At 72.9% G+C, this 26,213-nt stretch carries 28 protein-coding genes and 1 pseudogene; 14 read left to right on the top strand and 15 right to left on the bottom strand.

What is annotated here, in order from left to right; genetic code table 11:
• The first annotated feature begins 32 nt into the window (after positions 1-32).
• Positions 33-866, top strand: coding sequence for a MerR family transcriptional regulator (locus OHA84_RS05380; protein WP_053682083.1), 834 nt, complete (start codon positions 33-35; stop codon positions 864-866).
• 98 nt (positions 867-964) lie between these two features.
• Complete coding sequence (locus OHA84_RS05385) at positions 965-1,492, top strand: AAA family ATPase (protein ID WP_266973000.1); 528 nt, start codon at positions 965-967, stop codon at positions 1,490-1,492.
• A gap of 30 nt (positions 1,493-1,522) precedes the next feature.
• On the opposite strand, the gene OHA84_RS05390 is transcribed toward OHA84_RS05385, so the two are convergent.
• Positions 1,523-1,837, bottom strand: a complete 315-nt coding sequence (locus OHA84_RS05390; RefSeq protein WP_053682081.1) for a hypothetical protein — start codon at positions 1,835-1,837, stop codon at positions 1,523-1,525.
• An 89-nt stretch (positions 1,838-1,926) separates the two neighbouring features.
• Between OHA84_RS05390 and OHA84_RS05395 the strand changes: the two genes are divergently transcribed.
• A complete protein-coding gene (locus tag OHA84_RS05395; RefSeq protein ID WP_266972997.1) occupies positions 1,927-2,421 on the top strand; it encodes a hypothetical protein in 495 nt (164 codons plus the stop codon).
• 159 nt (positions 2,422-2,580) lie between these two features.
• Here OHA84_RS05395 and OHA84_RS05400 read toward each other — a convergent pair whose 3' ends face one another.
• Complete coding sequence (locus OHA84_RS05400) at positions 2,581-3,555, bottom strand: YafY family protein (protein WP_266972995.1); 975 nt, start codon at positions 3,553-3,555, stop codon at positions 2,581-2,583.
• A 108-nt stretch (positions 3,556-3,663) separates the two neighbouring features.
• Between OHA84_RS05400 and OHA84_RS05405 the strand changes: the two genes are divergently transcribed.
• Positions 3,664-4,071 (top strand): DUF3224 domain-containing protein, encoded by a 408-nt coding sequence (locus OHA84_RS05405; protein WP_053682078.1) that lies wholly within the window; start codon positions 3,664-3,666, stop codon positions 4,069-4,071.
• Positions 4,072-4,153: 82 nt separating this feature from the next.
• Here OHA84_RS05405 and OHA84_RS05410 read toward each other — a convergent pair whose 3' ends face one another.
• Both OHA84_RS05410 and OHA84_RS05415 read right to left on the bottom strand, forming a co-directional pair.
• A complete protein-coding gene (locus tag OHA84_RS05410; protein ID WP_266972993.1) occupies positions 4,154-6,886 on the bottom strand; it encodes a DNRLRE domain-containing protein in 2,733 nt (910 codons plus the stop codon).
• A 471-nt stretch (positions 6,887-7,357) separates the two neighbouring features.
• A pseudogene (locus OHA84_RS05415) lies at positions 7,358-9,283 on the bottom strand (glycoside hydrolase family 5 protein).
• Between the two features lie 319 nt (positions 9,284-9,602).
• On the opposite strand from OHA84_RS05415, the gene OHA84_RS05420 reads away from it, so the two are divergent.
• From OHA84_RS05420 to OHA84_RS05430, 3 genes are all read left to right on the top strand, one after another.
• Positions 9,603-9,905, top strand: coding sequence for a hypothetical protein (locus OHA84_RS05420; RefSeq protein ID WP_053682076.1), 303 nt, complete (start codon positions 9,603-9,605; stop codon positions 9,903-9,905).
• Between the two features lie 277 nt (positions 9,906-10,182).
• Positions 10,183-10,644: a Crp/Fnr family transcriptional regulator gene (locus OHA84_RS05425; RefSeq protein ID WP_199826620.1), complete on the top strand. Its 462-nt coding sequence runs from the start codon at positions 10,183-10,185 to the stop codon at positions 10,642-10,644.
• A gap of 265 nt (positions 10,645-10,909) precedes the next feature.
• Entirely contained in the window at positions 10,910-11,926 is a 1,017-nt protein-coding gene (locus OHA84_RS05430; RefSeq protein WP_266972990.1) for a glycoside hydrolase family 43 protein, read from the top strand.
• A 28-nt stretch (positions 11,927-11,954) separates the two neighbouring features.
• On the opposite strand, the gene OHA84_RS05435 is transcribed toward OHA84_RS05430, so the two are convergent.
• Positions 11,955-12,902, bottom strand: coding sequence for an RICIN domain-containing protein (locus tag OHA84_RS05435; protein WP_266972988.1), 948 nt, complete (start codon positions 12,900-12,902; stop codon positions 11,955-11,957).
• Positions 12,903-13,220: 318 nt separating this feature from the next.
• Between OHA84_RS05435 and OHA84_RS05440 the strand changes: the two genes are divergently transcribed.
• From OHA84_RS05440 to OHA84_RS05455, 4 genes are all read left to right on the top strand, one after another.
• The gene (locus OHA84_RS05440; RefSeq protein WP_266972986.1) at positions 13,221-13,832 is read left to right on the top strand and encodes a hypothetical protein; all 612 of its coding nucleotides are present in this window, start codon (positions 13,221-13,223) and stop codon (positions 13,830-13,832) included.
• 85 nt (positions 13,833-13,917) lie between these two features.
• Positions 13,918-14,850: a hypothetical protein gene (locus OHA84_RS05445; RefSeq protein WP_266972984.1), complete on the top strand. Its 933-nt coding sequence runs from the start codon at positions 13,918-13,920 to the stop codon at positions 14,848-14,850.
• Between the two features lie 73 nt (positions 14,851-14,923).
• Positions 14,924-15,367, top strand: a complete 444-nt coding sequence (locus OHA84_RS05450) for a hypothetical protein (RefSeq protein WP_266972982.1) — start codon at positions 14,924-14,926, stop codon at positions 15,365-15,367.
• A gap of 345 nt (positions 15,368-15,712) precedes the next feature.
• Positions 15,713-16,156 (top strand): subtilase-type protease inhibitor, encoded by a 444-nt coding sequence (locus tag OHA84_RS05455; protein WP_053682071.1) that lies wholly within the window; start codon positions 15,713-15,715, stop codon positions 16,154-16,156.
• A 44-nt stretch (positions 16,157-16,200) separates the two neighbouring features.
• Here OHA84_RS05455 and OHA84_RS05460 read toward each other — a convergent pair whose 3' ends face one another.
• The 3 genes from OHA84_RS05460 to OHA84_RS05470 all read right to left on the bottom strand — a co-directional run bounded on the left by OHA84_RS05460 (position 16,201) and on the right by OHA84_RS05470 (position 18,028).
• On the bottom strand, positions 16,201-16,650 hold the full coding sequence (locus tag OHA84_RS05460; RefSeq protein WP_266972979.1) for a tetratricopeptide repeat protein: 450 nt from the start codon (positions 16,648-16,650) through the stop codon (positions 16,201-16,203).
• A 61-nt stretch (positions 16,651-16,711) separates the two neighbouring features.
• Complete coding sequence (locus OHA84_RS05465) at positions 16,712-17,554, bottom strand: GNAT family N-acetyltransferase (protein ID WP_266972977.1); 843 nt, start codon at positions 17,552-17,554, stop codon at positions 16,712-16,714.
• A gap of 30 nt (positions 17,555-17,584) precedes the next feature.
• Positions 17,585-18,028 carry a hypothetical protein gene (locus OHA84_RS05470; protein ID WP_053682068.1) on the bottom strand — a complete coding sequence of 148 codons (444 nt, stop codon included), beginning with the start codon at positions 18,026-18,028 and terminating at the stop codon, positions 17,585-17,587.
• 190 nt (positions 18,029-18,218) lie between these two features.
• Between OHA84_RS05470 and OHA84_RS05475 the strand changes: the two genes are divergently transcribed.
• Positions 18,219-18,947 carry a Sir2 family NAD-dependent protein deacetylase gene (locus OHA84_RS05475; protein ID WP_053682067.1) on the top strand — a complete coding sequence of 243 codons (729 nt, stop codon included), beginning with the start codon at positions 18,219-18,221 and terminating at the stop codon, positions 18,945-18,947.
• Between the two features lie 10 nt (positions 18,948-18,957).
• Here the strand turns inward: OHA84_RS05475 and OHA84_RS05480 are convergent, their stop codons facing one another.
• The 6 genes from OHA84_RS05480 to OHA84_RS05505 all read right to left on the bottom strand — a co-directional run bounded on the left by OHA84_RS05480 (position 18,958) and on the right by OHA84_RS05505 (position 22,586).
• Positions 18,958-19,440 (bottom strand): VOC family protein, encoded by a 483-nt coding sequence (locus tag OHA84_RS05480; RefSeq protein WP_053682066.1) that lies wholly within the window; start codon positions 19,438-19,440, stop codon positions 18,958-18,960.
• Between the two features lie 195 nt (positions 19,441-19,635).
• Entirely contained in the window at positions 19,636-20,010 is a 375-nt protein-coding gene (locus tag OHA84_RS05485) for a hypothetical protein (protein WP_053682065.1), read from the bottom strand.
• A gap of 73 nt (positions 20,011-20,083) precedes the next feature.
• Positions 20,084-20,530, bottom strand: coding sequence for a roadblock/LC7 domain-containing protein (locus tag OHA84_RS05490; RefSeq protein ID WP_323181926.1), 447 nt, complete (start codon positions 20,528-20,530; stop codon positions 20,084-20,086).
• A gap of 71 nt (positions 20,531-20,601) precedes the next feature.
• Positions 20,602-21,393 carry a hypothetical protein gene (locus OHA84_RS05495; protein WP_078999389.1) on the bottom strand — a complete coding sequence of 264 codons (792 nt, stop codon included), beginning with the start codon at positions 21,391-21,393 and terminating at the stop codon, positions 20,602-20,604.
• Complete coding sequence (locus OHA84_RS05500; protein ID WP_053682064.1) at positions 21,390-21,794, bottom strand: hypothetical protein; 405 nt, start codon at positions 21,792-21,794, stop codon at positions 21,390-21,392. The genes OHA84_RS05495 and OHA84_RS05500 overlap by 4 nt, the downstream gene beginning before the upstream one ends.
• Positions 21,795-22,022: 228 nt before the next feature.
• The gene (locus OHA84_RS05505) at positions 22,023-22,586 is read right to left on the bottom strand and encodes a TetR/AcrR family transcriptional regulator (protein WP_266972973.1); all 564 of its coding nucleotides are present in this window, start codon (positions 22,584-22,586) and stop codon (positions 22,023-22,025) included.
• 132 nt (positions 22,587-22,718) lie between these two features.
• Here OHA84_RS05505 and OHA84_RS05510 point away from each other — a divergent pair, with 132 nt between their 5' ends.
• Positions 22,719-23,927 carry a helix-turn-helix domain-containing protein gene (locus OHA84_RS05510; protein ID WP_266972971.1) on the top strand — a complete coding sequence of 403 codons (1,209 nt, stop codon included), beginning with the start codon at positions 22,719-22,721 and terminating at the stop codon, positions 23,925-23,927.
• A 133-nt stretch (positions 23,928-24,060) separates the two neighbouring features.
• Complete coding sequence (locus tag OHA84_RS05515; RefSeq protein WP_053682061.1) at positions 24,061-24,258, top strand: hypothetical protein; 198 nt, start codon at positions 24,061-24,063, stop codon at positions 24,256-24,258.
• 1 nt (position 24,259) lies between these two features.
• On the opposite strand, the gene OHA84_RS05520 is transcribed toward OHA84_RS05515, so the two are convergent.
• Entirely contained in the window at positions 24,260-26,209 is a 1,950-nt protein-coding gene (locus OHA84_RS05520) for an APC family permease (protein WP_266972969.1), read from the bottom strand.
• Positions 26,210-26,213 lie beyond the last annotated feature (4 nt).

Below are 26,213 nucleotides of genomic sequence, written 5' to 3' on the forward strand. Positions count from 1 at the left end.
CCCCCGTGTCAGGGCCTGCACTGGGAGGCGTCATGTTCACCATCGGAGACTTCGCCAAACACGGCCGGGTGTCGGTCCGCATGTTGCGTCACTACGACGCGCTCGGGCTGCTGCGCCCCGCGCGTGTCGACCCCACGACCGGCTACCGCTTCTACGAGGCCGAGCAACTCGCCCGCCTTAACCGTGTCATCGCGCTCAAGGACCTCGGCTTCAGCCTGGAACAGGTCGGGGCGATCCTGAACGAGCGGTTGGGCGCGGACGAGCTGCGCGGCATGCTGCGGTTGCGGCAGGCCGAACTGGAGAGCGCCATGGCCGCCGCGGCGGCCCGGCTGCACCAGGTCGAGACGAGGCTCCGGACCATCGAGAGCGAGGGAACCATGCCCACCGACGAGATCGTCGTGAAGAGTCTTCCGCCCGTCCGGCTCGCCGAACTGACCGGCGTCGCGGCGAGCTACGCCCCGCAGGACATCGGTCCGGTCATCGGTCCGTTGTACGACGACCTGTGTCACCGGATCGGGACGGCTGGGGTGGTCCCGACCGGCCCCGGTCTCGCCTACTACGAGGCCGCTCCCGACGGCGGACCCGGATCGGTCCTGGTGCACGCGGGGCTCCCCGTCCCGGCCGCCGTGCGCGCCGAGGATCTCGGGGGCGCCGTACGGATCGTCGAACTGCCCGGTGTGGAACGCGCGGCGACCGTCGTGCACCGGGGCGCCATGGACGACGTGTTGCCGGCCGCCCAGGCGTTGGCGCGCTGGATCGACGCGCACGGCCACCGCTCGGCCGGGTACGCGCGCGAGCTGAACCTGGACTGTCCCGAGGACCGCGAGCAGTGGGTCACCGAACTCCAGGAGCCCTTGGCCGACTGACCCCCGGCCGGTCACCCCTGACCGGTTCACCCCTGACCGGCTGACCTCCGACCGGCTGGTCCCTGGCCCACCGGCCTCCGGCGGCATACGCTCCGCTGGTGCAGCGCGTACTCGTCGTCGGCATCAGCGGAGCCGGCAAGTCCACCCTGGCCCGGGCGTTGGGCCGGCGCCTCGGGCTGCCGTACCACGAGGTGGACGCGCTCCATTTCGGCGGACCGGGGTGGGCGGTCAGCGAGACGTACGTCGCCGACATGGAGCGGATCGCCGCCACCGGGCGGTGGGTGCTCGACTCCTCCGGTCCGACCGCGGTCCGGGACCTGCTCTGGGCGCGCGCCGACACGGTGGTCTGGCTGGACCACCGGCGGTCCGTGGTCATGCGGAGGGTGCTGACGCGGTCGTTGCGCCGCAGTCTTTCGCGGGAACGGCTGTTCAACGGGAATCGGGAGGCCTGGCGGGAGTGGTTGCGGGCCGACCATCCCGTGTGGTGGGCCTGGTCCCGATACGCCGACCGGCGGGCCGAGATCGGGGGCCGGGCCGCCGATCCCCGCTTCGCCCCGCTGCGCGTGGTCCGCCTGCACACGCCCGCGGACGCCGACGCCTGGCTCCGGACGCGACGGGCCGACTAGCGCGTCTCGGTGGCGGTCGGTCAGGCCCGGTCAGCCCCGGTCGGGCAGCCGTCGTCCGCAGGCCTGCGCGCAGCGCCGGGCCGTGTGCGCCGTGCCGTGGCGGGCGGACCGCAATCGGTTCATCGCGTCGTGCCGGCGGCGGCTCCACTCGGCGCGGGGCAGACCCGCGCGCCGGCCGCCGCCCGCGATCAGGGCGTTGACCGGGGTGTAGGGGTCGGCTGCCATCGCCTTGGCGAGCAGCACCCCGACCACGAGGGGTACGAGCGCCACGGCCAGCGCCGAACCGGCGGTGGTCACGTGCCGCATGCGCGGGTGGTGCGCGCTCTGCTCGGCCTCTGAAGTCATGTCCCCATTCGACCAGCGGGAGCGCGCCGGGGAATCGGGGCGGATACTCAGGCCGTTGGGCACGAGGTACTCAGACGGGATGGTGTGCGGTGGCGGAAGGACCGGGCGGGCAGGGCTTCGAGCCCGCGACCGGCGACGAGACCCGGGCGGAGTCGGCGGCCGGCGGGCTCGGGGAGTCGGCCCGCGCCGCCCGGGACGCCGAGTTGCGCACGGCCTACGAGGGAATGCTGCAGATCCGCCGGTTGGTGAACGGCTCGGGCGACGCGTCGGTTCCCGCGCCTTGGGAGGTGCGCGGCATGCGTCGCGCGGTGGCCCTGGCCCTGGAGGCGGCGGGCATCGCGGCGTCGGCGGTGGACGAGCGGGGACGTCGGATCCGCACGGGCTACCGGGTGGCGGCCGGCGCCGAGGCGGGGCGGGTGGAGGTCACCTGGCCGGGCCCGGCCGGCGGCGGGGCGGCGGAGGAGGAGCAGGAGCGGCTGACGGCGTGCGCGGCGGTGCTGGAGGCGCTCGGGTGGGTGTGCCTGCTGTACCGGGGGCCTCGCCGGCGCCGCTTCCTGGAGGTGGAACCACCGCGCCGGACCTGACGGAGCGGTTCGGTCGCGGCCGGAGCGGTCCCGGTCGGGCCGGGCCGCATCAGGTCGGGCCGCATCAGGTCGGAGCGGATCAGGTCGGAGCGGGATCGGTCCCGGTCGGACCGGGCCGGGCCGGAGTGGCGGGCCGCCGGGCGGCACGCCGGCGCGGGTTCACCCGTACATGTCCGCCAGCGCGGCGGCCGTCTCGGCGAGGGCCCGGCGCAGTTCGGGCGGGCCGAGGACCTCGACCTCGGCCCCGAGGCCCAGCAGGTCGCCGACCGCGACGGAGGTGGTCTCGACGGTGAGGTCCACCCGGATCCAGCCGTCCGCGTCGGTTTCCTCCCCCGCCGCCTCGGCGGCGGCGAGGGCCCGCGTCCCCGCCGCCCCGAACCGCATGGGCAGCAGTGTTCGGCCGCGCGGCGAGACGCGCAGCCGGGCGGTCCGCGGGTTCAGCGCCGCCTGGAGGCGGCCGGAGGACTCGGCCCAGTGGGCGGCGAGCACGAAGTCGTCGGGCCGCTCGAAGGTGTCGGCGAGGACGTCCACGGCGAGGAACCGGCCCACGCGGTAGGTCCGCAGGGCTTCACCGGACCGTGCGACGAGGTACCAGATGCCGCCTTTGAGGACGAGGCCGAGCGGATGCAGTTCGCGCCGCACCGGGCCGGCAGGTCGGCGGTAGTGGGCGTGCAGGACGTTCTGGTCCCACACGGCCCCGGCGATGCGCCCGAGGTGCGGGACGGGGTCCGCGTCGCGGAACCAGGCCGGGGCGTCGAGGTGGAAGCGGGCCCGGATCCGCTCGGCGCGGGCGGCGAGTTCGACGGGCAGTGCGGCTCGCAGTTTGAGCTGTGCGGCGGCCAGGTCGGCGCCGAGGCCCAGTTCCTCGGCGGGTCCCGGGGCGCCGGCGAGGAAGAGCGAGCCGGCCTGGGCGTCGGTGAGTCCGGTCAGCCGGGTGCGGTAGCCGTCCATCAGCCGATATCCCCCGGCGGGCCCCCGGTCGGCGTGCACGGGCACTCCGGAGGCGCCGAGGGCCTCGACGTCCCGGTAGACGGTGCGGACCGAGACCTCCAGTTCCGCGGCGAGTTCGGGCGCGGTCATCCGGCCGCGGTTCTGGAGCAGGAGCAGGAGTGACAGCAGGCGATCGGCGCGCATGGCCCCATTGTCGCGGCATACCTGACAGAGGGTGTCAGGTATGCCGTCGATGCTGCTCAGACGTCGGGCGGAGGTCCTGCCCGACCGCAGAGAGCAGGGAGCACCCGCATGCCCACGTCCACGACCGGCACCTTCACCTTCTGCGACTGGAAGGAACTCCCGATCGGCCCGGCCGACGCGACGCCGCGCCTGGCCCACGCCACCGTCACCAACGCCTTCTCGGGTGGGGTCGAGGCCGCCGCGACGACCTGCGACTACACGGTGGCGTACGCGTCGCCGACCACGGGGGGCTTCGCCGGCATGGAGCTGGTGGCGGGCCGGGTGGACGGGCGCGCGGGCACGTTCGTGTGGGAGGAGCGTGGCACCTTCGAGGCCGACGGCACCACGCGCTGTACGTTCTCGGTGGTCCCGGGCAGCGCCACGGGGGAGTTGGCGGGCCTCTCGGGCTCCGGGTCCTTCACCGCCCGCCACGGCGAGCCCTCCGTCGCGTACGCGTTCACGTACGACCTGGGCTAGGGACGGTCCCGGCGGCTCGGGGCCGCCACGCGAAGGGGCGCGGACCGATCGGTCCGCGCCCCTCCTCGGGTCCGCTACCGGATCACGGGGCGCCGAAGGTCAGCGTCAGGCGCGGTGTCCCCTCGCCCGCGGCGGCCTCCGAGGACCACAGCCACAACGCGTCCGTGCCCGCGCTCGTCAGGGCCAGGCCGTAGGAGCCGCCGAGGGCTCCCGCGACGCCGGCCGTGTCCAACCCGGTGCTGTGCGCCGCCGAGCCGTCCGGGATGCCCGCGAAGCTGCCGAGCGCCGGGGTGCCGAGGGCGGGGCGGTTGGTGTACGTGGTCCCGCCCTCGGTCCACGCGCCGGTGATCGGGACCACCGAGACGGTGTCGGTGGTGCCGGCTCCGCTCATCGTGCTGGTCTTGATGCCGAGCGTGGCCGACTTGAGCACCGTGCCCGCGGGAGCGGCGGGCAGGTTGAAGCGCAGGTAACTCGCGTACAGGGCGGTGCCGCGCACGGCGAGGGAGCCCGAGGTGCCGTAGTTGGTGCCCGGGGCGCCCGCGTTGGCGTAGGTGTCCTCGGCTGCCGTGACCTCGACGACGGAGTCGGCGGGCGCGGAGGCGAGGGTGTGGTGGTTCTGTACCTGCGCCGCGCTGAGCACGGTCGGGTAGACGGCGCTCTCGTCGAGTTGACCGGCCCAGAAGTCGCTCGTGGGACGGTCGGGCCAGCCGCCCAGGTTGTCCGCTCCGACGTGCCAGAAACCGGTGTAGTTCTCGTGGGTGGTGACGTTGAGGGTTCCCCTCTGGACGCCGTCCACGTACAGGGTCATGCCGCCGGGGCCCTGGGTGGCGACGACGTGGTGCCACTGGTTGTCGTTGTAGCTGCCCGGGGTCGTGATGGTGCGGGTGGCCCCGGTGTAGACGCCGTAGACGAGCCGGCCGTCATTGGTCATGTAGATGTGCTTGTCGTACTGACTGCTGTTGCGGTCCTGGTTGTTCCCGAAGCCGAGGAGCTTGCCGCCGCGGGTGGTGTTCGTCTTGAACCAGGTCTCGATCGAGTAGCTGCCGCCGATGCTCTGCCGCTTGTCGCCGTAGACCTGCTGGTCGGTTCCGTTGAATCCGATGGCCGTACTCGCGCCGGTGACCGCGCCGGGTGTCTGGCGCAGGGCGGGGCCGTTCAGGTGGATGCCGCTCTGGTTCCCTCCGTCGGAGGAGTCCGCGACGAACGGCGCGGCGGATTCGTCGTAGCGCCAGTACTGCTGGGCGCCGTCGGTACGGACCGCGTTCGGGTACGCGTCGACGGACGTCGGCACCGTCACGGTCGAGGTCCCCGACAGGGCGCTGGTGTTGCCGGCGGCGTCGGTCGCCGTCACCCGGTAGGTGTACGACTGGCCGGGCGAGGCCGTGGTGTCCGTCCACGAGGCCTGTGGACGCCGGAAGAACAGCGAGTCCGCAGTGACGGTGCCGATCGGAACGGCGGCGCCGTTTCGGTAGATCTTGTAGGTCAGGGCGCTGTCGTCGAGGTCGAGGCTGGTGCGCCAGCGCACCTGGACCTCGCCCGGCTTGAAACTGACGGCGCTCGCGACGGGGACGGTGGGCGCCCCGGTGTCCCCGGTGGAGGAGAACCGCGTCAGGCTCTGCTGCGCGGCCTCGTTGACGGTGGTGAACTCACCGCCGACCCACAGGTACGGGGTACCGCCCTTCGAGCCGATCGTCATCACCCGCGGGCCGATGCCCTCGCCGATGCCGTCGTTGGTGTCGGGGGCCCAGCCCAGCTTGCCCACGCTCGCCGTCGGCTGGGCGAGGAGGTGGTGGCGCCGGCCGTCGGGGAACTCCCCGACGCTGGAGCAGTCGTGCGCGTGCGAGGCGCTGTACAGGACGCTCTGGTAGGGCAGCACGGCCTGCGTGGCACCGAGGCAGGTGTCGCGCCACCGCTGGTTCAGATCGCTCAGATCGAGGGCGATCCGGCCGTCGAAGACGCCGCCGCCCGTGCCCTCGTTGGCGGTGTAGAAGCCGGTGGCGTCGGTGGCGATGTCCTTGACGACCGAATTGTTCTCGATGAAACCCGGGTAGGACCTGGTGAGCGCGCCGGTCGTGGCGTCGACGACCGCGAGGGCGTGGCTGTTCGTGCCGTTGACGGTGAAGAAGTCCCCGCCGAGGAGCACGTTCTCCCCGTCGGGGGTCACCTCGACGGCGCGGCCCGGATCGTCCGCGTTCGCGGTGAAGGGGCGCAGTGCGCCGTCGGCCGTGGCCACGGCGGCGAACCGTTGGCGCGGCTGTCCCGCGACGGTGAGGAAGTCGCCGCCCGCGTAGACGGTGTCGCCGGTGACGGCGAGGGCGCGCACGGTGGCGGCGAAGGCCGGACGGAAGGAGGTCTTGACCGTGCAGGTGGCCACGTCGATGGCGGCGACGCTGGAGACCGGTGTGCCGTTGACGGCTCCGAAGTAGCCGCCCGCGTACAGGGTCTTCTTGTCCGGGGAGAGGGTGAGCGCGCGGACGGTCGCGGTGCCGCCGCCGACGGTGAAGTCCAGCTCACAGGAGGTCGGGGCGCCGGTCGCGGCGTCGAGCGCCACGAAGTTCACCGCCGACTGCTCGCTGCCGCCGCCGCCCGAGGGGGGACGTACGGTCGAGAAGGTGCCGCCGACGAAGACCTGACCGCCGGTCTCGGCGAGGGCCCAGACGACGCCGTTGGGCTGCCAGGTCGACAGCGCGTCGGCGGTGAAGGCCACGGGCGGGGTGACGGCCGCTGCCTGTGGGACGAGGCCGAGGCCGATGGCGGCGCCGGTGCCGGCCAGGGACAGGGCGAGAGCGATCGCCGTCCCTCTGGATCTACGCATGAACCCCCCAGTTCGGTGTGCGGTGTGCGATGTGGCCGAAAACAGCCGTCGAGCCGTCCTCGGCCGGGCGTATGGGCGCACCCTAGGGCGATTCACCGGGCCGGTCATCACACTTGACTTATTTGATGCCACATTGGCCGGAGGAGCCCGCGGATCGCGGCCGGCCGGATTCGACGCCCCGGAGGAGTCCGGGGTGCGGGCCGCCGGCCCGCCGTACGACCGTCCCCGCAGGTCGCAGGCCTGCCTTCGGCGAGCTCACCGCTCTTCGCAGCCGCGCCCCGGAGCGGGACGCACGCCCGGCTCGAAGCCGAGGCCCGTAGGGCGATGGGGCGCATGAACAGACGTACGGGCAGACGCCTTCCCCGGCAGCCGGTCGAGGCCGCCGGACAGGACTCGACGGTACGGTCCCGAACGCGCACGGCGATCGGGCGCCCGGGGCGCCGGCGCGGCCGAGCGCCGGCCGCGCCGGACCTATCCGGCCAGGGGGCGGCAGAGCAGGGCCGCCGGGCCCTGGCGGGCCGCGGCGCGGGTGGTGAAGGCGATGCCCGCCGCGTACTCGGTCGACAGGCACTGGCCCTTGAGGTGACCGAGGGCGTAGTCGCCGCCCGGGTCGCCCGGAGGCCGGGCGTCGCCCCGGTCGAACCAGACCGTACGGCCGACCCCGGCGGGGAGGGCCGTACGGGCGGGCGCGCACAGGCCGGCCGAGACCCGGGCCCCGCGCAGCGCGTACCCGATGAGGAACTGTCCGCCCGGGCACTGGAACTTCGTGTACCCGGAGGCCCAGTCACCGCCGGGCGGGACGTGTCGTTCGTCCCGGACGACGGTGTGGCCGCCCGCGGCGCGCAGGTCGGAGGTGGCGCACAGGCCCCGGCCCCCGGTGTGGCTCAGGCCGGTGAGCCGGGAGCCGTCGGGGCACACGGCCTTGCGGGCCCCGACGTCCCAGTCGCCGGCGGCCCTGGTGAGCAGCGAGGCGTTGTGGTCCCCGTGGTCGGTGGTGAGTTGCTACCAGGCGGGTGTGGCGGGAACCGGTCCCGTGTGCCCCGGGGCGCCGAGGAGTGCGGACCAGGGGCCGGTGCGCCAGTCGCCCGCGTCGAGCACTCCGCCGCGTCGGCCCGTGTGGTCGTAGCGGAGCATCGCCCAGCTGTCGCCGCCCGGGGCGCCCTGGGCCGTGGTGCTCCAGCCGACCAACGGCCAGTACGCGAAGTCGGCGTCGGTGGCGGTCAGGTGGGAGGTGAGGTTCTCGAACCAGGTGCGCGGGGCGGCGCCGCTCTCGTCGGCGCCGATGCCGAACTCGCTGATCCAGACGGGGGCGGTGAAGTGCTTCCCCGTTTCGGCGGAGACAAAGAACGCCTGGTCGTACAGGGTCCGTTCCAGCTCGGCGCGGGTCATGTCCTGGTAGCGGGGGTCGTGGGTCTCCCCCATTCCGGTGGCGCCGCTGTGGTGCGGGCCGGTGTATCCGTAGAAGTGGGCGGAGTAGACCAGCTTCCCGGACACGGCGAGGGTGTGCGAGAGGGTGCGGACGGGTGTCAGGGCAGGGCGTCCGTGTGCGAGGCCGTCGAGGGGGATGCCGGTCCAGTTGATGCCCTCGATGACGATGAGCAGGTTCGGGTTCGCCTCGGTGAGGATGCGGTCGGCGGCCTCCTGGGCGGCGGCGTGCCAGTCGTGGCCGTCCCCCAGGCCCCAGTTGGGGTCGTCGAAGACGTCGCGGCGCACCTCGTTGTAGAGGTCGGCGCCCACCACGCGCGGATTGTCGCGGTAGCGGCGGGCGATGAACACCCAGTCGTCCGCCCACCGGGCGGTGGAGCGACCGCTGTTCCAGCGCTCGTTGCCGTCGAGACCGCAGCACCAACGCGTGGTGCCGGTGTGGTTGTTGAGGATGACGGCGAATCCCGCGTCGGTGAGCGCGGCCACCACGGCGTCGTACACCTGGAGCGGCGTGCGGCCGCGAAGAGCCGGATTGGCGGCGACGGCCGCGTCCGGGACGGGGGCGGTCTCGTGGAGCATCTCGTTGGAGAAGGGGAGCCGGATGCTGTTGAGGCCGAGGGCCCGGAAATCGGCGGTGAGGGTGGTCAGGGGCACCCGGTCGAGCCCCAGCGGTATGCCGTGGGAGTCCTGGCCGCTGTGGTGGGTGGCGGGATCGCCGCGATCCCCGGAGCCGGTCCAGGAGCCCTGGGCGCCGTCCCAGTTCCCGGAGCGCAGGCGGAAGCGGTTGCCTTCGGCGTCGACGATGTACCGGCCCCGGGTGGAGAGCGGTGCGGTCCACGCACCGGCCTCCGGCGCCGCCGCGGCGACCCCCGGTACCGGTGCGGGCCGGGCGGCGTGCGCCGGCGGAGCGGCGACCGCGAGCAGGAGGAGGCCGGGGAGCAGGTGACGGGCCACCCGTAGAAGGCTGTTCATGTCGCTCCCGCCGGATCGGCCGCCCGGGGCCGGGCGGTTGACGCGGTCAAGTTACCCGTGGGTCGCGGTGGGGGGAAGCCGTTCGGCGGGAGTGGTCGGGACGCACGGGCGGTGGCGGAGGGCTCCCGGGGAGGCCGGGCGGGCTCGGTACGCACGGTCGCCGGTTCGTTTCGTTCGGTCATGTCCGGTTCCTGTCAACCGACGGCGCCCGGCGCCACTCGTTTACGCACCCCCACCCCCGCGAAACCGCCCCGCGCAGGGTCTCGCGCCTCTACCGTGCCCTGAGGGGTTGGGCACGACACCGGAGGGTGGGGCGCGGATGGACGACGAAGAAGACATGCGGCTGGCGAGGATGACCCCGGAGATCTCCCGCCGCACCCTCGCGATGCTGCGCGGGCTCGCCGGGCTGGAGCCACCGGAACAGGTTCCGGAGGACGCCATGCTCGTCGCGGACGCGATCCTCGCCGAGCACGGCACGGACGGCTTACGGGTGCTGGTGATGACCCTCGCCGCCTGGGCCACGGCGCAGATCGAGAACGTCGCGGAGCTGAGCGAGCGCAGCCACGAGGCGGTGCTGGACGCGATGGAGCTGGCCTGCCTGGAGGCCAATGCCGAGGAGTGAGTCGCGCGACGGGGCATGAGGATCGGAGCCACCGGAATGGTTTCTTCCGCCACGGATCGGCCGAGGCTGCCAACAGCACGCCGATCCCGGCGCCGCGCGACGAGAGGAGAGCGCGGTCACCCTCGGTGATCGCCGTGCGACGGATCGCTCCGGCGGCCCCTGGGCGGGCTCACCGGGCCCCGGATCCGCCGCGCGCGACGGTCACACCCTGGATCGGCGGAAGTCGGCGACACTGGGGGGAGCAGAGCGCAGTGGGGGGTCGTGATCGGAGGCCGTCGTGAGCACACCTTCCCCCATCCGGATCGCCGCCGTCCTGTCCACCGAGCAGCGTGGACGACTGATGTCGCACGCCCGCGAGGTCAATTTCCCCGAGAACGCGCCGATCTTCGACGAGGGCACCCGGGCGGACTCCTTCTGGATCGTGCGCTCCGGCACGGTGACGCTGGAGATCCCCGTACCCGGCCGCAGGCCCACACCCGTCCAGAGCCTCGGTCCCGGTGAGTTGGTCGGCTGGTCCTGGCTGTTCCCCCCGTACACCTGGCAGCTCAGCGCCGAGGCGATGACCCCGGTACGGGCGTACGAGTTCGACGGGACGACCATCCGCATGCTGATGGACGCCGATCCCGCGTTCGGGTCCGCGGTCGGGCACTGGGTCGGGCGGGTCCTCGCCGTCCGGTTGCAACAGACCCGCACCCGGCTCATCGACCTGTACGCCCCGCGCACGGGCGCCACGCGCTGAGGAGGCGGGGCCCCCTCGCGCCGGCCGGGATCCCCGCGCCCCGGGCTCCGCGCAACCCGGGATCCGGTGCCTCGTTCCACAGGGTCGAAGGAGACACCGACACCGCTCGACGAGGGTGTCGGTCCCGGACACCCGAGGAGCGGAACACGTGCCCCCACCCCCTGCCGCGCGACATCCCCGACGCATCCCGCGCCGAAGCCCCCACCGGGACCCCCGACGAAACCCGCGACGCGCCCCCTCGCGGCCCTCACGGCGCCTGCGCGCGGTGGTCGGTGCCGCGCTCGCCGCCGTCCTCGGGTCGCTGTGGCTCGCCGCGGCCCCCGTCGGGGCCCGGGCCGACGCCGGCCACCGCCGGGCGGCCGCCGCGGCGACGCCCGTGGCGGCCCCCGCCCGTGGCTCCGTGGGCGAACCCGTCCTGAACCAGGACTTCCCCGACCCGGACGTCGTCAAGGTCGGCGGCACGTATCACGCGTACGCCACCAACACCGGCGGCAAGAACATCCAGCACGCCACCTCGCGCGACCTGACCCACTGGTCGGTGGACCCCGGCAGCGTGCTGCCCGTCCTCGGCGCCTGGGCCGAGGAACTGCCCGGCCAGGTGTGGGCTCCCGAGGTGTACGCCAACGGGCGCGGGTTCACGATGCAGTACACCGCGCGCGACCGGGCGAGCGGCCGGCAGTGCGTCGGAGCCGCCCTCGCCTCGTCCCCCGCCGGGCCGTTCCGGCCGGCCGGTGACGCCCCGCTGGTCTGCCCGGTCGCGGCGGGAGGCGCCATCGACGCGGCCAGTCACACGGAGAACGGCCGCCGCTACCTGCTGTGGAAGAGCGACGGCAACTGCTGCCGGGCGGACACGTGGATCCACCTCCAGCCCACGACATGGGACGGGACCCGCACCACCGGCGACCCCGTCCGGCTGATCCGCCAGGACCGCGACTGGGAGGGCGCGCTGGTCGAGGCGCCCACGCTCGTCAAACGCGGCGACCGGTACGTGCTCTTCTACTCGGCCGACGCCTACGGGGGCGACGGGTACAAGATCGGCTACGCGGTGGCGGACGCCCTCACCGGCCCCTACACGAAGGCACCCGGTCCGCTGGTGACCACCGAGACGCTCGCCGGCGCCGTCCACGGCCCCGGCGGCCAGGACGTGGTGACGGGCCCGGGCGGCCGGGACCGGATCCTCTTCCACGGCTGGAGCCCCGACGGTCGGGGGCGGGTGATGTACCTGGCCGACCTCGTGTTCGAGGACGGCCGCCCGGTCGTGCGCGGCAACCCGGTCCGGTGACGGGCGGCCCGACCCCCTCGCGCGGGTGTCAGCCCCACCTCTGATGGTTCGTCCGGTCGCAGTCGAGGTCACGCAACCCGGCCGGGCCGTCGTCCAGGCAGGCCCCGGTGGCCTTGCTGCGGACCTCGACGGACGCGTCGCCCCAGGCCGTGAGCACCCATTTCTGGGACGCGGCCGCGGCGCAGCCGGAGGTGCGCAGCCCCGCGCCGCCGGCGTCGAGACAGGCTCCGGTGGCGTGGTTGCGCAGTTGCCGGGTGCCGTCGGGCGCGCTCTCCACGGTCCACCGCTGGTAGCTCATCCCGTTGCAGTCGAAGGAACGCAGGCCCTTCTCCAGGCTGTCGTCCAGGCAGTCGCCCGTGTTCCGGTTGACGAAGATCCGGTCGTTCTCGGCGGTGCCCGGCCCTGATCCCGGGCCCTTGCTCGTGGAACCGGCCCCGGTCGGGCCGCCGTTCGGGGCCGCGGCCGCCCGGGTGTCCCCGGAGGTGTGCCCGGCCTCGACGACGGTGCGCAGCACGAGCACCGCGAGGAGGGCGCCGACCAGCGCCCCGGCCAACGCGCCCGTGGTGGCGCAGACCCGTCGGCTGCCCATCCGGGTGCGTACGGCACGGGTCCAGGCCGCGCGGCGGGTACGCGGCGACGCGGCGGCGCCCTCGCCGCTCTCTCCGTTCTCGTCCGGAGGGTCGCCGGTGACCGGCGCGGCCTCCGTCGGCACGGGCGGCCTGGGTTGGGCGCGTTCGGCCTCCTCCCACAGGAGCCGGTACTCCGTCGGGTCGGCTTTCAGCACCACACACAGGTCACGCACCGTGGTCCAGGGCGGGACGGTGCTCCCGCGGAAGTACCGCGACAGTGACGAGTCACTGATCGACACCTCGGTCTCCAACGAGCGCAACGTGCGTCCCGAACGCTGCTGCAACGCGCGTAAGGCGTCGCCCAGCCGCTGCGCCGGGCCGGCTCCAGGACGGCCGTCGTCGGCCATGAAGGCCCCCTTCTCCGCACGGACGGCACACGCTTCCCCAAGAGGCCGTCCCCCTGTCCCGGGACATTCATGTCCCAGCAGGTCAGAACCTTAGAGATCCCGACATCCCCGAAGCAAACGGGACAACCTTGCGGAGGCCTGACGGGCCGCCACAGACTCTGACGCATCGGCTCCGCGGTCCGGGTGGAAGCGTTCGCGCTTCCCCGGCACCGATGTGTGGCGCCCTCGACGGGCGGCTCCAAGCCACCCGGACGAGCGGGGCACAGTGCCCCGCCACGCGGACCGGCCCATCACCCCTTGTACGAACTGGGAGTAACGATGTCCAAGAACATGACCGGCCGTTGGGGCATGGCTGCGCTGACCGCGCTGGTCTGTGCCGGATCGGTCGCCTTGACCGCCCCGGCCGCGCCGGCGGCCCAGCCGTCCGCCTCGGCCGCGGTCACGGCGCGGTCCGCCGCCGGGCAGGTCGAACAGGCCTGGAGCGCGGCGGTCCGTGCGCCCGGCGTGAGCCGGGCGCAGGTACTGGCCCGGGCGAAGACCTGGCTGACGGCGAACAACGGCCGACCGGTCCCGTACAGCCAGGTCAAGCGTTGGAAGGACGGCTTCCGCCAGGACTGCTCGGGATACGTCTCCATGACCCTGCGGCTGCCGGCGCCGGGTCCCAACACGGTGGGACTCAAGAACAACGGCTTCACCCGGCGGATCGCCATGAAGGACCTGGCCCCCGGTGACCTGGTCCTGAAGGCGAACAGCAACAGTGCCGACCTTCGGCACGTGGTCATCTTCGCCGGCTGGAGCAACAGCGGGCACACCGCCTACAAGTCCTACGAGCAGGCGGGCGGCGTCGGAACCCGGTTCAAGCAGCACTCGTACGGGGTGAACGGGCGCGACGGCTACCACGCGTACCGGCCCGTCAACATCACCGGCTGATCCGCCGCACGGGCCCCGGCGACCGGCGCCGGGGCCCGTCCCGACCCGCCTCCCACCGGTCCGATCACGCAGTTCCGGAGCCGACATGCCCTTCGTACCCTCGCGTGCCCGCACCCGGTCCGCCCTGACGGCCGGCGCGCTCGTCGTGGTGGTGGCGTCCGCCGCGCTCGCCGGCTGTTCCCCGGCCGCCGAGAACGGCCCGCGTGTTCCTCACGGCATCGGACCCGCCCGGACCACCACCGAGACCGCCCGCCTGTTGCACGACGCGGAGCAGTGGCTGCTGCGCACGTGCATGCGCCGGGCGGGATTCGACTACCACCCGGTCCCCGACGACGATCCGCCGTCCGTCGAGCGGGCGTTCCCCTACGTCCTGACCGAGCCGGCCTGGGCCGGCGCCCACGGCTACGGGAGCGACCTGGAGCGTCGCCGGCGCGATCTGGCGGTGCGGGATCCCAATCGGGGCTACTTCGCGTCCCTGCCCGCGGGGCGCAAGGCGCTCGCCCTCCTCGCCGCGAACGGTCCCGGCCCCGACGGGGTCCGGGCCACCCTCCCGACGGGCGGGGTGGTCCGGCGCAGTGACCGGGGGTGCGTGTCCGGGGCGCAGCGGGAGCTCTACGGCGATCTCCGGGCCTGGTTCCAGGCCTCGACGACCGTCCACGCCCTCGACGCGATCCGCAGGGGGCGGGTCCTGGCCGATCCCCGGTACGCCGACGGCGTCCGGGCGTGGGCCCGGTGCATGCGGGAGTCGGGGTACCGGTACCCGGACCCCGCCCGTACCCGGGCGGCGGCCCTGTCGCCCGCCACGGCGATGTCACCGGGCCGCGAACGGGCCCTGGCACGTGCCGAGGTGCGGTGCGCGGAGCGGTCCGGGTTGTCCGCCACGGCCCGGCGGCTCGACGAGTTGCACGCGGCGGCGCTGCGGGCGGAACACCACCGTGCCGTCGCCGAGAAGGACCGGCTGGAGGCGGCGGCGCTGCCTCGGGCCCGGGCCGTCCTCGGCGGCCGGACGGAGCACTGACCGGCGCCGCCGGCGCCGTGACCGACCCCACGCCGCACGAGGCGGCGTGAACCGACAGAAAGTGTGAACCCTCATGCGAACGTTGCGCGTCCTGCCCGTCGGCCTGATCTTCGCGGCCACGATGACCCTGGTGTCGGCGGGTTCGGGAGCGGCCGAGCCGGTCGCACCCGCCTCCACCGCGAGCGCCGCCCGGGCGGCCGAGCCCACCGGTTTCCTGTACGCCTGGCAGCACCACCACGCGGGTGGCCGGCACTGCCGCTGGGACAAGAAGAACGCCAACTGGGCAGGCTGCCGGAACGAGGTGTCCGACGTGTGGAACAACGGCTACCCCGGCCGCCGGGAGGATGTCCGGCTGTTCTTCAACCTCGACATGCACGGGTCCTGGGTGTGTCTCCAGCAGGGCCAGTCGATCCCGGACCTGAACGCCGCCGGGACCGTGTTCACCGCCCCCGGCAAGGGGCAGGGCCTCCCGGTCAACGACAACGTGGCCTCGCACGACTGGGTCGACGCCTGCTGAACCGGCCCGCCCCAGGGGCGCCCCGCCCGCGACCGGAGTCGCGGGCGGGGCGCCCTTCGGCGCGGGCGTCGGTTCCGGCACTGAACAGCGGGGCAGAGGCGGGGCCCGAGGGTGGCGCCGGCCCTCCTTGAGGCCTCGTTCCGCGTGTTTCAGGGTTGTTTCAGGGGCGTCTTCGGCCGATTCGGCGGTTCGCTCCCCCACAGGTCAACACCTCGGCATCGCTGCGGACTGCACTCATGCGGTCACGATCAGTGACGCGAAACTGCGGTACGAACGGGCTTTCCCGTCTCGCATGGGCAAGACTCACGTCCGCTATCCGAAGCAACCACCCGAGGAGTGTTCGAAATGCGGTCCATCACCAGGAATCTGGGACTGGCCACCGGCGCCATGGCGCTCACCGCCCTCACCGCGCTGGTCGGCTCAGGAGCCGCCGACGCCGCACCCGCCGGCACGGAGAGCATGTACGCGCCCTCCGCGCTCGTGGTCAGCGTCACGGCCGGCGCGGACGCCGACCGGGGTACGGTGCTGCGCGCGGTGACGCTGGTGTGCGCGCCGCGGCCGAGCGGCACGCACCCGGACCCGGTCGCCGCCTGCGCCGAGTTACGGGCGAACGGGCGTGCGCTGGACGCACTCGCCGAACCGCGCGCGGACGCCGCGTGTACCAGGGAGTGGAACCCGATGACGGTCACCGCCGACGGGGTCTGGGAGGGGCGCCGGCTCAGCTACACGTACACGTTCGGCAACCCGTGCGGCCTGCGCAACAGCACGGGCGTCCTGTTCGGCATCTGAGTCCGACGCCCGGTCCGGGCGGCGTCGTGCGACCGCCGCCCGGTTCACAAGGGGCTCTGGCCGTCCATGTTGAAGGCGTGTCCGGGACGGAACATCCGCTTCGCGAAGAAGTGGCCGTGCTCGGCGGCCATCCTGAACCACGGTTCGGCCTCCGGGAGTCCGTCCCGGAGGTCGACGAGCCGCCCCATGTCCCACATGGCCTCCACGTCGCCCAGCGTGATCGCCGAGCGGAGCAGCCGCTCCGCCTCGGTGTAGTCCTCGCCCAGTTTGTGGATCGAGGCGAGGGCCCGCATCGCCCGGGGGTCTCCCGCCTCGGCGGCGGCCCGCGCATGTTCCACGGACGCGAACTTCCGGCGGTTGCGACGCCATCGCAGGATGAGCAGGAGGATGCCGATCACCCAGACCACCCAACCGGCTTCGCTCAGGCCGTCGTTGTCGTTGATCCATCCGAGGATGCTCAGTACGGCGGCAACGAGCAGGAGCAGGAACGACACGGTGTCTCCCTCGGACCGATCTCTGCGGACCCGCGCAGACTAGGCGAACTCCCCTTCGCTGTCAGCCCAGTTCGAGACTCGCGACACCGTACAGTCCCGGCAGGTCGACCGTGGGCGCCGGCCCCGTGTACATCCGTGCGGCCTCGAAGGTCGGGACCAGTCCCAGCGCGGCCAGCAGGGCGGTGGCCGTCGGGTTCGCGTCGGGCACGTCCACGGCGATCTCCCCGCCGGGGGCGTGCTCGGCGAGCCGCCGCAGCAGGGCGGCGGCCACCTCCGGCGTGGCCGCGTACAGGGGTCCGACGCGGGAGGCCCCGCTGCACGGCCGGACCACGCCGAGTCCCTCGACCCGACCGTCCCGGACGGCGGCGAGGGCCGTGCGGCCCGGCAGCCCCGTCCACGCGGACAGGAAGGCGTCGCGCGGTTCGGGGAAGAACTTCCGGTCGTAGGCGGCGAGTCGGGAGAAGGGGAGGGTGGCGGCGTCCACGACGCGCACCCCGCCGTCGTCCCCGGCCTGCGGCACGCCCTCGTGGCGGACGTTGTTCCAGGCCGGACGGAACCCGGACCTGCGGTAGTTGTCCTGCTGCTCGACCACTCCGTCCAGCCCCACGAGGCGGCCGTCGAGTCGACTCATGGCGGACTTCCACAGTCGGATGCCGTAGCCCTGGCCGCGGACCCGTGGACGGGCGATGTAGAAGCCGATGAAGCCGAAGCCCGTGCCGTAACGCACGGCGGAGACGCAGGCCACCGGTTCACCGTCGAGCCGGCCGACGAGGAAGCCGTCGGGATCGGCGACCGCGAAGGCGAAGCGGTCGGTGTCACCCGGATTCCAGCCCTCCTCGTCGGCCCAGGCGCGGATCATTTCCATGTCGGCGGCGCTCGCGCCGCCGATCTCGAATCCCGTCATGCCCGGTGTTGTACCAGACGCGCGCGGGGGTCAGCCCGCGCAGATCACGTCGTCGAGCCGGATCGGCTGGGAGTCGAGCCGTACGTACGCGGTGAAGGTGTCGGTGTGCTCGGAGTCCCAGCCGGTGGTGACGGTCGCCCAGCCGACGCCCGCGGACGCGGCGACCGTGACCGCGCCGACGCCGATGGTGCGGGGCTGCCCCTGTGCGCAGAGCAGCACGTCGCTCTCTGGGTTGTCCCGCTGCTTGTCCTTCAGCACCTGCGAGACGCGATGCTCCCGGCCGTACCGGGAGGGACCGTGCTTGCCGTAGAAGACGGTGAGGAAGCGGCTGATCTCCGCGGCCGAGTGCCGGTGCGGCCCGGCGGCGACGGCGGGGCCGGGGGCCGGAGCCGGCGCGGGGGCCGCGAGGGCCGGGGCCGGCAGCGCGAGCAGGGAGAGCAGGAGGGCGCCGGTGAGGCGGGGGGTGAGCGTCATGTCCGGTTTGTAGCCGCCCGCCCGTGCCCAAGCGGAGGGACGCGGCCGGGCCTCACCCCAGTGGGGGCCGGATTCGGCCGAGAACCGCCCCTTTCGGCCGCAGGCCGTACCACCGCCCCCGTCACGGGGTGGTGGGCGACGGCGCGGAATCCGGTCGCGTCGGGCGGTGGACCGTACGTAGGGTCGCGGCATGGGGAAATCACTCGTCGCCGTGTTCAGCGGGGCAGGAATGTCCACCGACTCCGGGATTCCGGACTACCGGGGACCGCAGGGCCTGTGGCGGCGGGAACCGGACGCCGAGAAACTCGTGACCTACTCGCACTACATGGCCGATCCGGAGATCCGACGTCGCTCCTGGCTGATGCGCGCCGAGATGGGGGCGCTCGACGCGCGCCCCAACGCCGCGCACCTGGCCGTGGCCGCCTTGGAGCGCGGTGGTACACCGGTGCGCGTCCTCACCCAGAACGTGGACGGACTGCACCAGCTCGCCGGACTGCCGGAACGCAAGGTGTTCGAGCTGCACGGAACGGCCCGATCGGTGCTCTGCACCGGGTGCCGGGCCCGTTCCACCATGGAGGAGGCGCTGGCCCGGGTCGCCGGAGGGGACCCGGATCCCGCCTGTCCGCTCTGCGGTGGGATCCAGAAGCCCGCCACGGTGATGTTCGGCCAGCGGCTGGATCCCGAGGTGCTGGGGCAGGCGATGGCCGTGGCGAAGGGGTGTGACGTGTTCATCGCGGTCGGCTCGACGCTCCAGGTGCAGCCCGCCGCCTCGCTGGCCGCGATGGCCGCGGAGGCGGGGGCCCGCCTGATCATCGTGAACGCGCAGGAGACGCCGTACGACTCCCTCGCCGACGAGGTGATCCGCGAGCCGATCGGGACCGCCCTCCCGGAACTCTTGGCGCGGATCGCCGCCCGGTAGCCCACTTCCGCTACCCGGCGTCGGCCGCCCGCCGCATCTCCGCGACGTCGAGCTTCTTCATCCGGAGCATGGCGGCACTGGCCCGGGCGGCTCGGCCCGGGTCCGGGTCGCTGATCAGGTCGATGGCCTCGGTGGGGGTGACCTGCCAGGACAGGCCGAACTTGTCCTTGACCCACCCGCAGGCCGACTCCTGGCCGCCGTCCCTGGTCAGGGCCTCGTAGTAGTAGTCCGCCTCCGCGTCGTCGGCGCAGGGGATCTGGAAGGAGACGGCCTCGGTGAAGGGGAACTGGGGGCCGCCGTTGAGGCCGATGAACCTCTGGCCGTTGATCTCGAACTCGACCACCATCACCTCGCCGACCGGCCCGGGGCCGGCCTCGGTGTAGCGGCCGATCCGGCCGATCCGGCCGTCCTTGAAGACGGACAGGTAGAAGTCGGCGGCCTCTTCGGCCCGGCCGTCGAACCACAGGCACGTGGTGAACGGGTTGCTGGTCATGACTGCCTCCAGAGTCGTGCGGTGAGGGACACGGTCCCGCACATACAGACCGACCCCGCGCCCGAAACTCATCGGTGGGCGCAGGACGGGTTCACGTCGCTCCGGATCTCACCCCTGTGGGCCAGGCGCCGCCGGGGCGGACGGCAGCACATCGCGCCGTCCGCCACCGCGCCGTCGCGGCCTGCCCGGGGGCCGTCAGATCTCCAGATCGGCTTCGATCTTCTTCAGTTGGTGCCGGGCCATGGCGAGGTTCGCCCGACCCCGGTCGAGCGCGAGATAGAGGAAGAATCCGCTGGAACCCCTCGCCTTCATGAGTCGGATCAGGTGGTACTGCCCGCCGAGGGTGATGAGGATGTCCTCGATCTCGTCCTGGAGTCCGAGCATCTCCATCGTGCGCACCTTGGCGCGCACCACGTCGGTGTTGCCCGCCGCGGCGACGGCCAGGTCGAGGTCCTTGCCCCCGCCGATGGTGCCGAGCGCCATGCCGCTTCCGTAGTCGACCAGCGCCGCTCCGAGCGCGCCGTCGATGACGGTGGTGGCTTCCTTGAGGGCGGTTTCCACAGTGGCCATGAGAGGTTCCTCTTTCTTCGGTGACTGTCCGGGGTTCTGCTGTTCGTGTCAGTGGTCGGTGGGGGTGTGCGGCTCAGGTCGACGGAGCCTGCGTGGGCATCGGCGGTGCCACCGGGCCTCGTCGGCCGAGGCTGTGCTCGATGAGCTCGGTGATGCGCAGGCTGGATCGGCGGGCCTCCAGGTGGAGTCGGCCGACATTGACGCGCGGTTCGGCGATCAGCGTGAGGACGGCCGCCTCGCCCGCGGCGTAGGTGGCGATGTAGCCGGATTCGCCGCGCACCAGCAGTTCGCGGAATCCGCCTTGGCCGGTGCTGTCGCTCAGTCGCCGGGCGACACCGAGTGCGGCGGCGGTCAGGGCCGCGACGGACTCGGCCTCGGTGGCGGCGCTGTCGTGGGCGAGCACCAGACCGTCCACGCTCGCCGCGAGGGCACCGGTGAGTTGGGGGAGGCGGGCCCTCAGCCGCCGGAGTTCGGCGAGTATCTCGGCCTCGGCCTCGGCGTTCACCATCGCCGTGCTCATGTCGGCCTTCCTCCTTTCGGGCTGTCTCCGCTCGGAGCGGTCGGTGCGCAGAACCGGTCGCAGCGGGAGCCTCACAGGCTTGCCTCCAGTGCGTCGCGTAACCGGCGGAGCAGGGCCACGTCCGGGGATTGGGCCTGGGTCATCCAGTCGGGCAGGGGTGTCTCGGCCATGGGTATCGGGGCCGGTGCGTGCGGGGTCTCGACGAGACCGGCCGCCGCGAGTCTGCGAACGTCGAGCAGGGTGTGGAAGGCCGGTCGGCCGAGCACCCACGCGAGGTCGGCGGGGGTCCGTCTGCCGTCCGCCTGATGGAGCAGGAGGCGTTGCCTGGCGGTGATCGTCTGCCCGGGTGCGGCTTGACGGGGTATCACGGGGGCGGTGTCCAGAAGCGGGTAGGGCCAGACGGCGTCCAGCAGTTCCCGGCGGCGGCGGGTCTCCCGCTCGACGGCGGCCGCGGGTACCGAGCGCACGGAACCGATCCAGTGGGTGGCGCCGCGGCGGAACCGGGACGGGCCGCTGCCCGGCGACAGTGCGAAGAACGCGGCGTCGAAGATCGCGGCGAGGTGGCATATCTCCAGCTCGCCGCCCGCCAGGCCGCCGCTGTCCACGAGGTAGCGGGCGACCTGGCGGCGGGCTCCGGCCTGGTTCACGGCGTCGTTCCAGCGCTCGGGGGCGAGGCCGCCACCGGTGGTGAGCAGTACGTCGAGTCCGGGGGTGGAGGGGCTCTCGGCGTGCACGACGCGGCCGTCCTCCAGGAACAGGGTGCCCCGGTCGCGGAGCAGGGCGCCGGTGGCGCGTTCGGCGGCTAGGCGGGTCAACAGGGGGGACACTTCCACGGGGTTGGCGGGGAGGGTCGGGGTGTTCATCTGAGCACCAGCCCTTCGGCCAGTGCGCGGAGTCTGTGCCGGGCGAGGGCGAGGTTGCCGTCGGCGCGGTCGAGCCAGAGGTGCAGGAACACGCTGCTGTCGAAGCTCGTCTCGACGAAGCGCAACACGTGGTAGCCGCTGCGGGTGGTGACGATCAGGTCCTCGACCGGCGGGCCGGCGAGGTCCGACTGGCCGGCTCCCCCGGTCTCGGGGGCGAAGGATTCGTACTCGGCTGCCGCCCGGGCCAGTTCGGCGGTCTCGGCGGCGGTGGTCTCGTGGTCTCCGACCGGCGAATCCCCTGCGGTGCCGAGGGCCAGTCCACTGCTCCAGTCCACGAGGGAGGCCCCCCGTGCACCAGGCAGGGCCATGGCTTCGAGCAGACATTCGTCGATCCCGGGCACGCGGGCTCCCCTCCCGGCCAGACGTGCTGGGTGCACGGTCGTACGGCGCGACAGGAGGGAACTTACTCAAGTTCCACACGACGAAAGGGGGTTCTGGCATTTTCCGCTGGAACATGCGCGATAGCTCGTGACAGCCTGGCCGGAACGCGTCGCATTCTGATCAAGAAGCGAACAAGAGAACGTCAATACGTCGCACGACGCCATCCTCGCACCGCCCGCACGCCTCGGTCAGTCCGTCGGCCGCTCCGGGAGCAGACGCTCCACCATCGCCTCCAGGAGATCGTCGACCGGGTACGGGTCCAACAGACTCGGAACCGTCAGGTCGTCCACGATCAGGCCCAGCATCGCGAAGTACAGCAGCACCACGCCCTGCCGGTCCCCGGGGAGCCCCGACTCCAGGTGCCAGGCGACGTTCGCCTCCAGTTCCGCGCCCTGGAAGCCGGCGAGTTCCGCCTGGAGCTCCGGACGCCGGGTGGCCTCCAGGCGCAGCTCCAGCGCCGCGACGTGCACGCTCCGCTCGCGCCTCATCCGATCGAGGAGCCGGCCGAGCAGCACCTTGGTGTCGAGCGGGCCGACCAGGTCCGCCGGGTCGGGGGCGAGCCGCTCGCGGGACCGGTGCAGGATCTGGACCAGGAGCTGACCCCGGTTGGCGAAGTAGTTCGATGCGGTACCGGTGGGGACGCCCGCCTCGGCGTCCACGGCCCGCAGGGTCAACCCACGCGAGCCCTCGCGCGCCAGGACTTCGATGGCGGCGTCGAGCAGCGCGACGCGACGTTCCGGATTCTGGCGCATGGTCGGATTCCTGGGGTGGGTACGGGAACGGGCTCCCTGAGTACTTCAGGCGCAGTGCTCAGGACACGCTAGCGGACACGGCGGGCTCCGGGCCCTCCCCACCGGCCCCTCCCCCGTGTCACCCTGCCGGTCATGGAGCGGATCATCGAGGAGATACGCGAGGACCTGGACCGCCGGATCGCCGTGGCGGCGGACCGGCTCGCCGACCGCACACTGGCCGAGGACCCCGCGTACGCCGCCCTGCTGGGGCGGACCGAATTGCGCGAACGGATCCACCGTCACCTCCGTCAGGCCGTCGACGGCATGGTCCGCGAGTCCCGAGGTCTCCCGGTGGACCTCTCCGAGGCCCGGGCCACCGGCACCCTGCGGGCCGAACAGGGACTGCCGCTCGCCTCCCTGCTCCGCGTCCGACGGCACGGCGGCCGATTGCTGTGGCAGACCCTCACCGAGGCGGTGGCCGCGCACGACCGGGCAGCGCTGCCCCGACTGTTGCCGGGCGCGGCCGCGCTGTGGGACGTACTGGAGCAGATGACGGACGCCGCGTCCGACGCCTACCGCCTGGCCGAGTCCCCCCGAGCCGAGCGCGACCGGGAACTCAGGGCGTCCCTGCTGGACGCGCTGCTCGACGGCACCGGGGAGGCCGCCGAGGCGGCGGCCCGGTTGGGGCTGCCCGCGCGGGGCAGGTTCGCGGTGATCGTGCTGGCACCGCCCGGCCTCCCGGAGGCCGGCCCGGATCCCGTCGCTCCGCGCGTGCTGTGGCGCAACCGCGCCGACGGGGAGACCGGCCTCGTGGAACTGGGCCACCACCCGCTGGAGTCCGTACGGGAGTTGCTCGCCCCGTCGGGCGTACGGGCCGGGGTCAGCCCCGTCGTGGCGGAGGCCGCCGACCTGGCCCGCGCCCGCCGGCTGGCGGCCCTCGCGCTGCGCGCCTCCCCCGTCTCCACCGGTCCGCTCACCGTGCTGCTGGACGAACGACTCCCGGCGGCGCTGGTGGCGGGGCAGCCCGAACTCGCGGGCCGACTGCGGCAGGTGGTGCTGGGGCCGGTCCTGGCCCTGCCCCCGGAGGACCGCCGGGTGCTGTTGACCACCCTGGGCACGTGGTTGACCTGCCAGGGCTCGACCTCGTACGCCGCCCAGCGGCTGTACTGCCACCGCAACACGGTCTCCAACCGGCTGCGCCGTCTGGAGCAGCTGACCGGCCGCTCGCTCTCCGATCCCGCCCATGTGGTGGAGCTGGCCCTGGCGCACGCGGCGGTGGTCCGGCACGCCTCGACGGAACAGGTCGCATCCCGGCCAAAGCCGCAGGAGCGCCCTTTCGGCCCGAAAGGGCCAACTGGCTGACCACCAGCGACTTACCAGCCGGTAACCAGGGGGCGATTTTCAGCCGGCTCGACCTCACGGGATGCCCGGCGGCCACCGGCCGTGTACAAGGCTCGGTCGTGTTCCGACCCCCCACGCACCACCGGGAGAGACCATGGCGCACACCCCCGCCGACCCCGCGTCCCACACCCCCGAAGCCGCCCGGGCGGCCGCCGAGCTGACCGCCGCCCAGGACCGCGAGACACGGCTCCGGGCGGCCCACGAGTTCTACGCGGCGGAACTGGAGCACGACCGGGTGCTCGCGCTCCGCGGCGAACTGGAGCTGCTGCGCGGCGCCGGGCCGCGGGCCTGAGCTAACGCCGCGCCTCGGTGGGGTCGGCCGTCTCGGCCGGCTTCGCCGACTCCAGCAGGTACGGGACGTCGATCACCGCGACACCCGGCGTGAACAGCAACCGGGCCTTCAACCGGAGCGCGTTCTGGTTGTGCAGGGGCTGCTCCCACCAGTGCCCCACCACGTACTCGGGAATGACCACCGAGAGCATGTCCGTCCCCTCCGCGGCCGCCAGCTCCTGCACGTACTCCAGGACCGGCCCGACCACATCGCGGTACGGCGAGTGCAGCACCTTGAGCGCGACCCCCGGGTCGTGCCCGGCCCAGGCCTCGCGCAGCCGGTGCGCGTCCTCGGCGTCGGCCGCGACGCTGACCGCCGTGAGACTGTCGGGCCGAAGGGCCTGCGCGTAGCCGAGCGCCTTCAGGGTCGGGGCGTGCACGGAGGAGACCAGCACCACGACGTGGTGGCGGGAGGGTTTGCGCGGCCTGACCCCGGGTGCGACGGCCACCTGGTCGGCGACGGTGTCGTAGTGACGCCGGACCCCCTTCATGCCGACGAACAGCAGCGGCATGGCGATGACGACCAACCAGGCGCCGTGGGTGAACTTGGTGATGAGGACGATGACCAGCACCAGGGCGGTCATGGCCGCGCCGACCGCGTTGATGGCGAGTCGGCGGTGGATGTGCACCCGCTCCCCCTTCGCCGTGTCGGGCGAGGCCAGTACGCGCCTCCAGTGCCGGACCATGCCCGACTGGGACAGGGTGAAGGAGACGAACACTCCGATGATGTAGAGCTGGATGAGGCGCGTCAGCTCGGCGTCGAAGGCGACGATCAGGGCGATGGCGGCCAGCGCGAGCAGCACGACGCCGTTGGAGTACACGAGCCGGTCGCCGCGGTTGAAGAGCTGGCGCGGCGCGTAGCGGTCCTTGGCGAGGATCGATGCGAGCATCGGGAATCCGTTGAAGGCGGTGTTCGCGGCGAGGATCAGCACCCCGGCGGTGACGGCCTGGAGCAGGTAGAAGAGGAAGTGCCAGCTGCCGAAGGTGGCCCGGCCGATCTGCGCGAGCGCGGTCGAGGTGGGCGTCCCGGGGGCGAGGCCCAGTTCCGTCGGGTCGGCCGCGACGTGCACCTGGTACGCCATGGCGAGGATGGTGATCCCGAGGAACATGGTCACGGACAGGACGCCCATGATCGCCAGCGTGTTCGCGGCATTGCGGCTCTTGGGCTTGCGGAAGGCGGGGACCCCGTTGCTGATGGCCTCGACGCCGGTCAGCGCGGTGCAGCCCGAGGCGAAGGCGCGCATCACGAGCAACACCAGCGCCAGGCCCGTGAACGTCTCGGTCTCGATGATGGGCAGGGAGGCGGACTCGGCGCGGATGGTCGCACCGGTCGCGATCCGTACGGCGGCGACCGCGAACATGACGTAGATGACGAGCACGAAGCCATAGGTGGGGATGGCGAAGATCCGGCCCGATTCCCGCACGCCACGCAGGTTCATCAGGGTCAGCAGCACCACGAAGCCGACCGACAGCACGACTTCGTGGTCACTGAGCGAGGGGATGGCGGAGGTGATGGCGGCGACGCCGGAGACCACCGAGACGGCGACGGTCAGCACGTAGTCGACGAGGAGCGCGCTGGCGGCGGTCAGCGCCGCCGTCGGGCCGAGGTTCTCGGAGCTGACGATGTAGGCGCCCCCGCCGCCGGGGTAGGCGTGGCAGGTCTGCCGGTAGGAGGCGACGACCACGATCATCAGGAAGACGATGGCGGCTGCCGCGTACCAGGTGAGGTGGAGCAGCGTCACGCCGCCGAGGGCGAGGATGAGCAGGATCTCCTCGGTGGCGTACGCCACCGAGGAGAGCGGGTCGCTGCAGAAGATGGGCAGCGCGAGCCGCTTGGGAAGCAGGGTCTCGCCCAGGCGCGCGGTGTCGAGCGGCTCACCGACCAGCACGCGTTTCGCATTGATACGCCTCATTCAG

It is taken from the genome of Streptomyces sp. NBC_00513, assembly GCF_041431415.1.
Taxonomy (GTDB): domain Bacteria; phylum Actinomycetota; class Actinomycetes; order Streptomycetales; family Streptomycetaceae; genus Streptomyces.

What these genes read in the sequence shown, in the direction of transcription:
- OHA84_RS05380 (WP_053682083.1), top strand. Translation starts at nt 33, where the DNA reads ATGTTCACCATCGGAGACTTCGCCAAACACGGCCGGGTGTCGGTCCGC.
- OHA84_RS05390 (WP_053682081.1), bottom strand. Translation starts at nt 1,837, where the DNA reads ATGACTTCAGAGGCCGAGCAGAGCGCGCACCACCCGCGCATGCGGCAC.
- OHA84_RS05400 (WP_266972995.1), bottom strand. Translation starts at nt 3,555, where the DNA reads ATGCGCGCCGATCGCCTGCTGTCACTCCTGCTCCTGCTCCAGAACCGC.
- OHA84_RS05405 (WP_053682078.1), top strand. Translation starts at nt 3,664, where the DNA reads ATGCCCACGTCCACGACCGGCACCTTCACCTTCTGCGACTGGAAGGAA.
- OHA84_RS05410 (WP_266972993.1), bottom strand. Translation starts at nt 6,886, where the DNA reads ATGCGTAGATCCAGAGGGACGGCGATCGCTCTCGCCCTGTCCCTGGCC.
- OHA84_RS05420 (WP_053682076.1), top strand. Translation starts at nt 9,603, where the DNA reads ATGGACGACGAAGAAGACATGCGGCTGGCGAGGATGACCCCGGAGATC.
- OHA84_RS05435 (WP_266972988.1), bottom strand. Translation starts at nt 12,902, where the DNA reads ATGGCCGACGACGGCCGTCCTGGAGCCGGCCCGGCGCAGCGGCTGGGC.
- OHA84_RS05440 (WP_266972986.1), top strand. Translation starts at nt 13,221, where the DNA reads ATGTCCAAGAACATGACCGGCCGTTGGGGCATGGCTGCGCTGACCGCG.
- OHA84_RS05445 (WP_266972984.1), top strand. Translation starts at nt 13,918, where the DNA reads ATGCCCTTCGTACCCTCGCGTGCCCGCACCCGGTCCGCCCTGACGGCC.
- OHA84_RS05450 (WP_266972982.1), top strand. Translation starts at nt 14,924, where the DNA reads ATGCGAACGTTGCGCGTCCTGCCCGTCGGCCTGATCTTCGCGGCCACG.
- OHA84_RS05455 (WP_053682071.1), top strand. Translation starts at nt 15,713, where the DNA reads ATGCGGTCCATCACCAGGAATCTGGGACTGGCCACCGGCGCCATGGCG.
- OHA84_RS05465 (WP_266972977.1), bottom strand. Translation starts at nt 17,554, where the DNA reads ATGACGGGATTCGAGATCGGCGGCGCGAGCGCCGCCGACATGGAAATG.
- OHA84_RS05470 (WP_053682068.1), bottom strand. Translation starts at nt 18,028, where the DNA reads ATGACGCTCACCCCCCGCCTCACCGGCGCCCTCCTGCTCTCCCTGCTC.
- OHA84_RS05475 (WP_053682067.1), top strand. Translation starts at nt 18,219, where the DNA reads ATGGGGAAATCACTCGTCGCCGTGTTCAGCGGGGCAGGAATGTCCACC.
- OHA84_RS05480 (WP_053682066.1), bottom strand. Translation starts at nt 19,440, where the DNA reads ATGACCAGCAACCCGTTCACCACGTGCCTGTGGTTCGACGGCCGGGCC.
- OHA84_RS05485 (WP_053682065.1), bottom strand. Translation starts at nt 20,010, where the DNA reads ATGGCCACTGTGGAAACCGCCCTCAAGGAAGCCACCACCGTCATCGAC.
- OHA84_RS05490 (WP_323181926.1), bottom strand. Translation starts at nt 20,530, where the DNA reads ATGAGCACGGCGATGGTGAACGCCGAGGCCGAGGCCGAGATACTCGCC.
- OHA84_RS05495 (WP_078999389.1), bottom strand. Translation starts at nt 21,393, where the DNA reads ATGAACACCCCGACCCTCCCCGCCAACCCCGTGGAAGTGTCCCCCCTG.
- OHA84_RS05505 (WP_266972973.1), bottom strand. Translation starts at nt 22,586, where the DNA reads ATGCGCCAGAATCCGGAACGTCGCGTCGCGCTGCTCGACGCCGCCATC.
- OHA84_RS05510 (WP_266972971.1), top strand. Translation starts at nt 22,719, where the DNA reads ATGGAGCGGATCATCGAGGAGATACGCGAGGACCTGGACCGCCGGATC.
- OHA84_RS05515 (WP_053682061.1), top strand. Translation starts at nt 24,061, where the DNA reads ATGGCGCACACCCCCGCCGACCCCGCGTCCCACACCCCCGAAGCCGCC.
- OHA84_RS05520 (WP_266972969.1), bottom strand. Translation starts at nt 26,209, where the DNA reads ATGAGGCGTATCAATGCGAAACGCGTGCTGGTCGGTGAGCCGCTCGAC.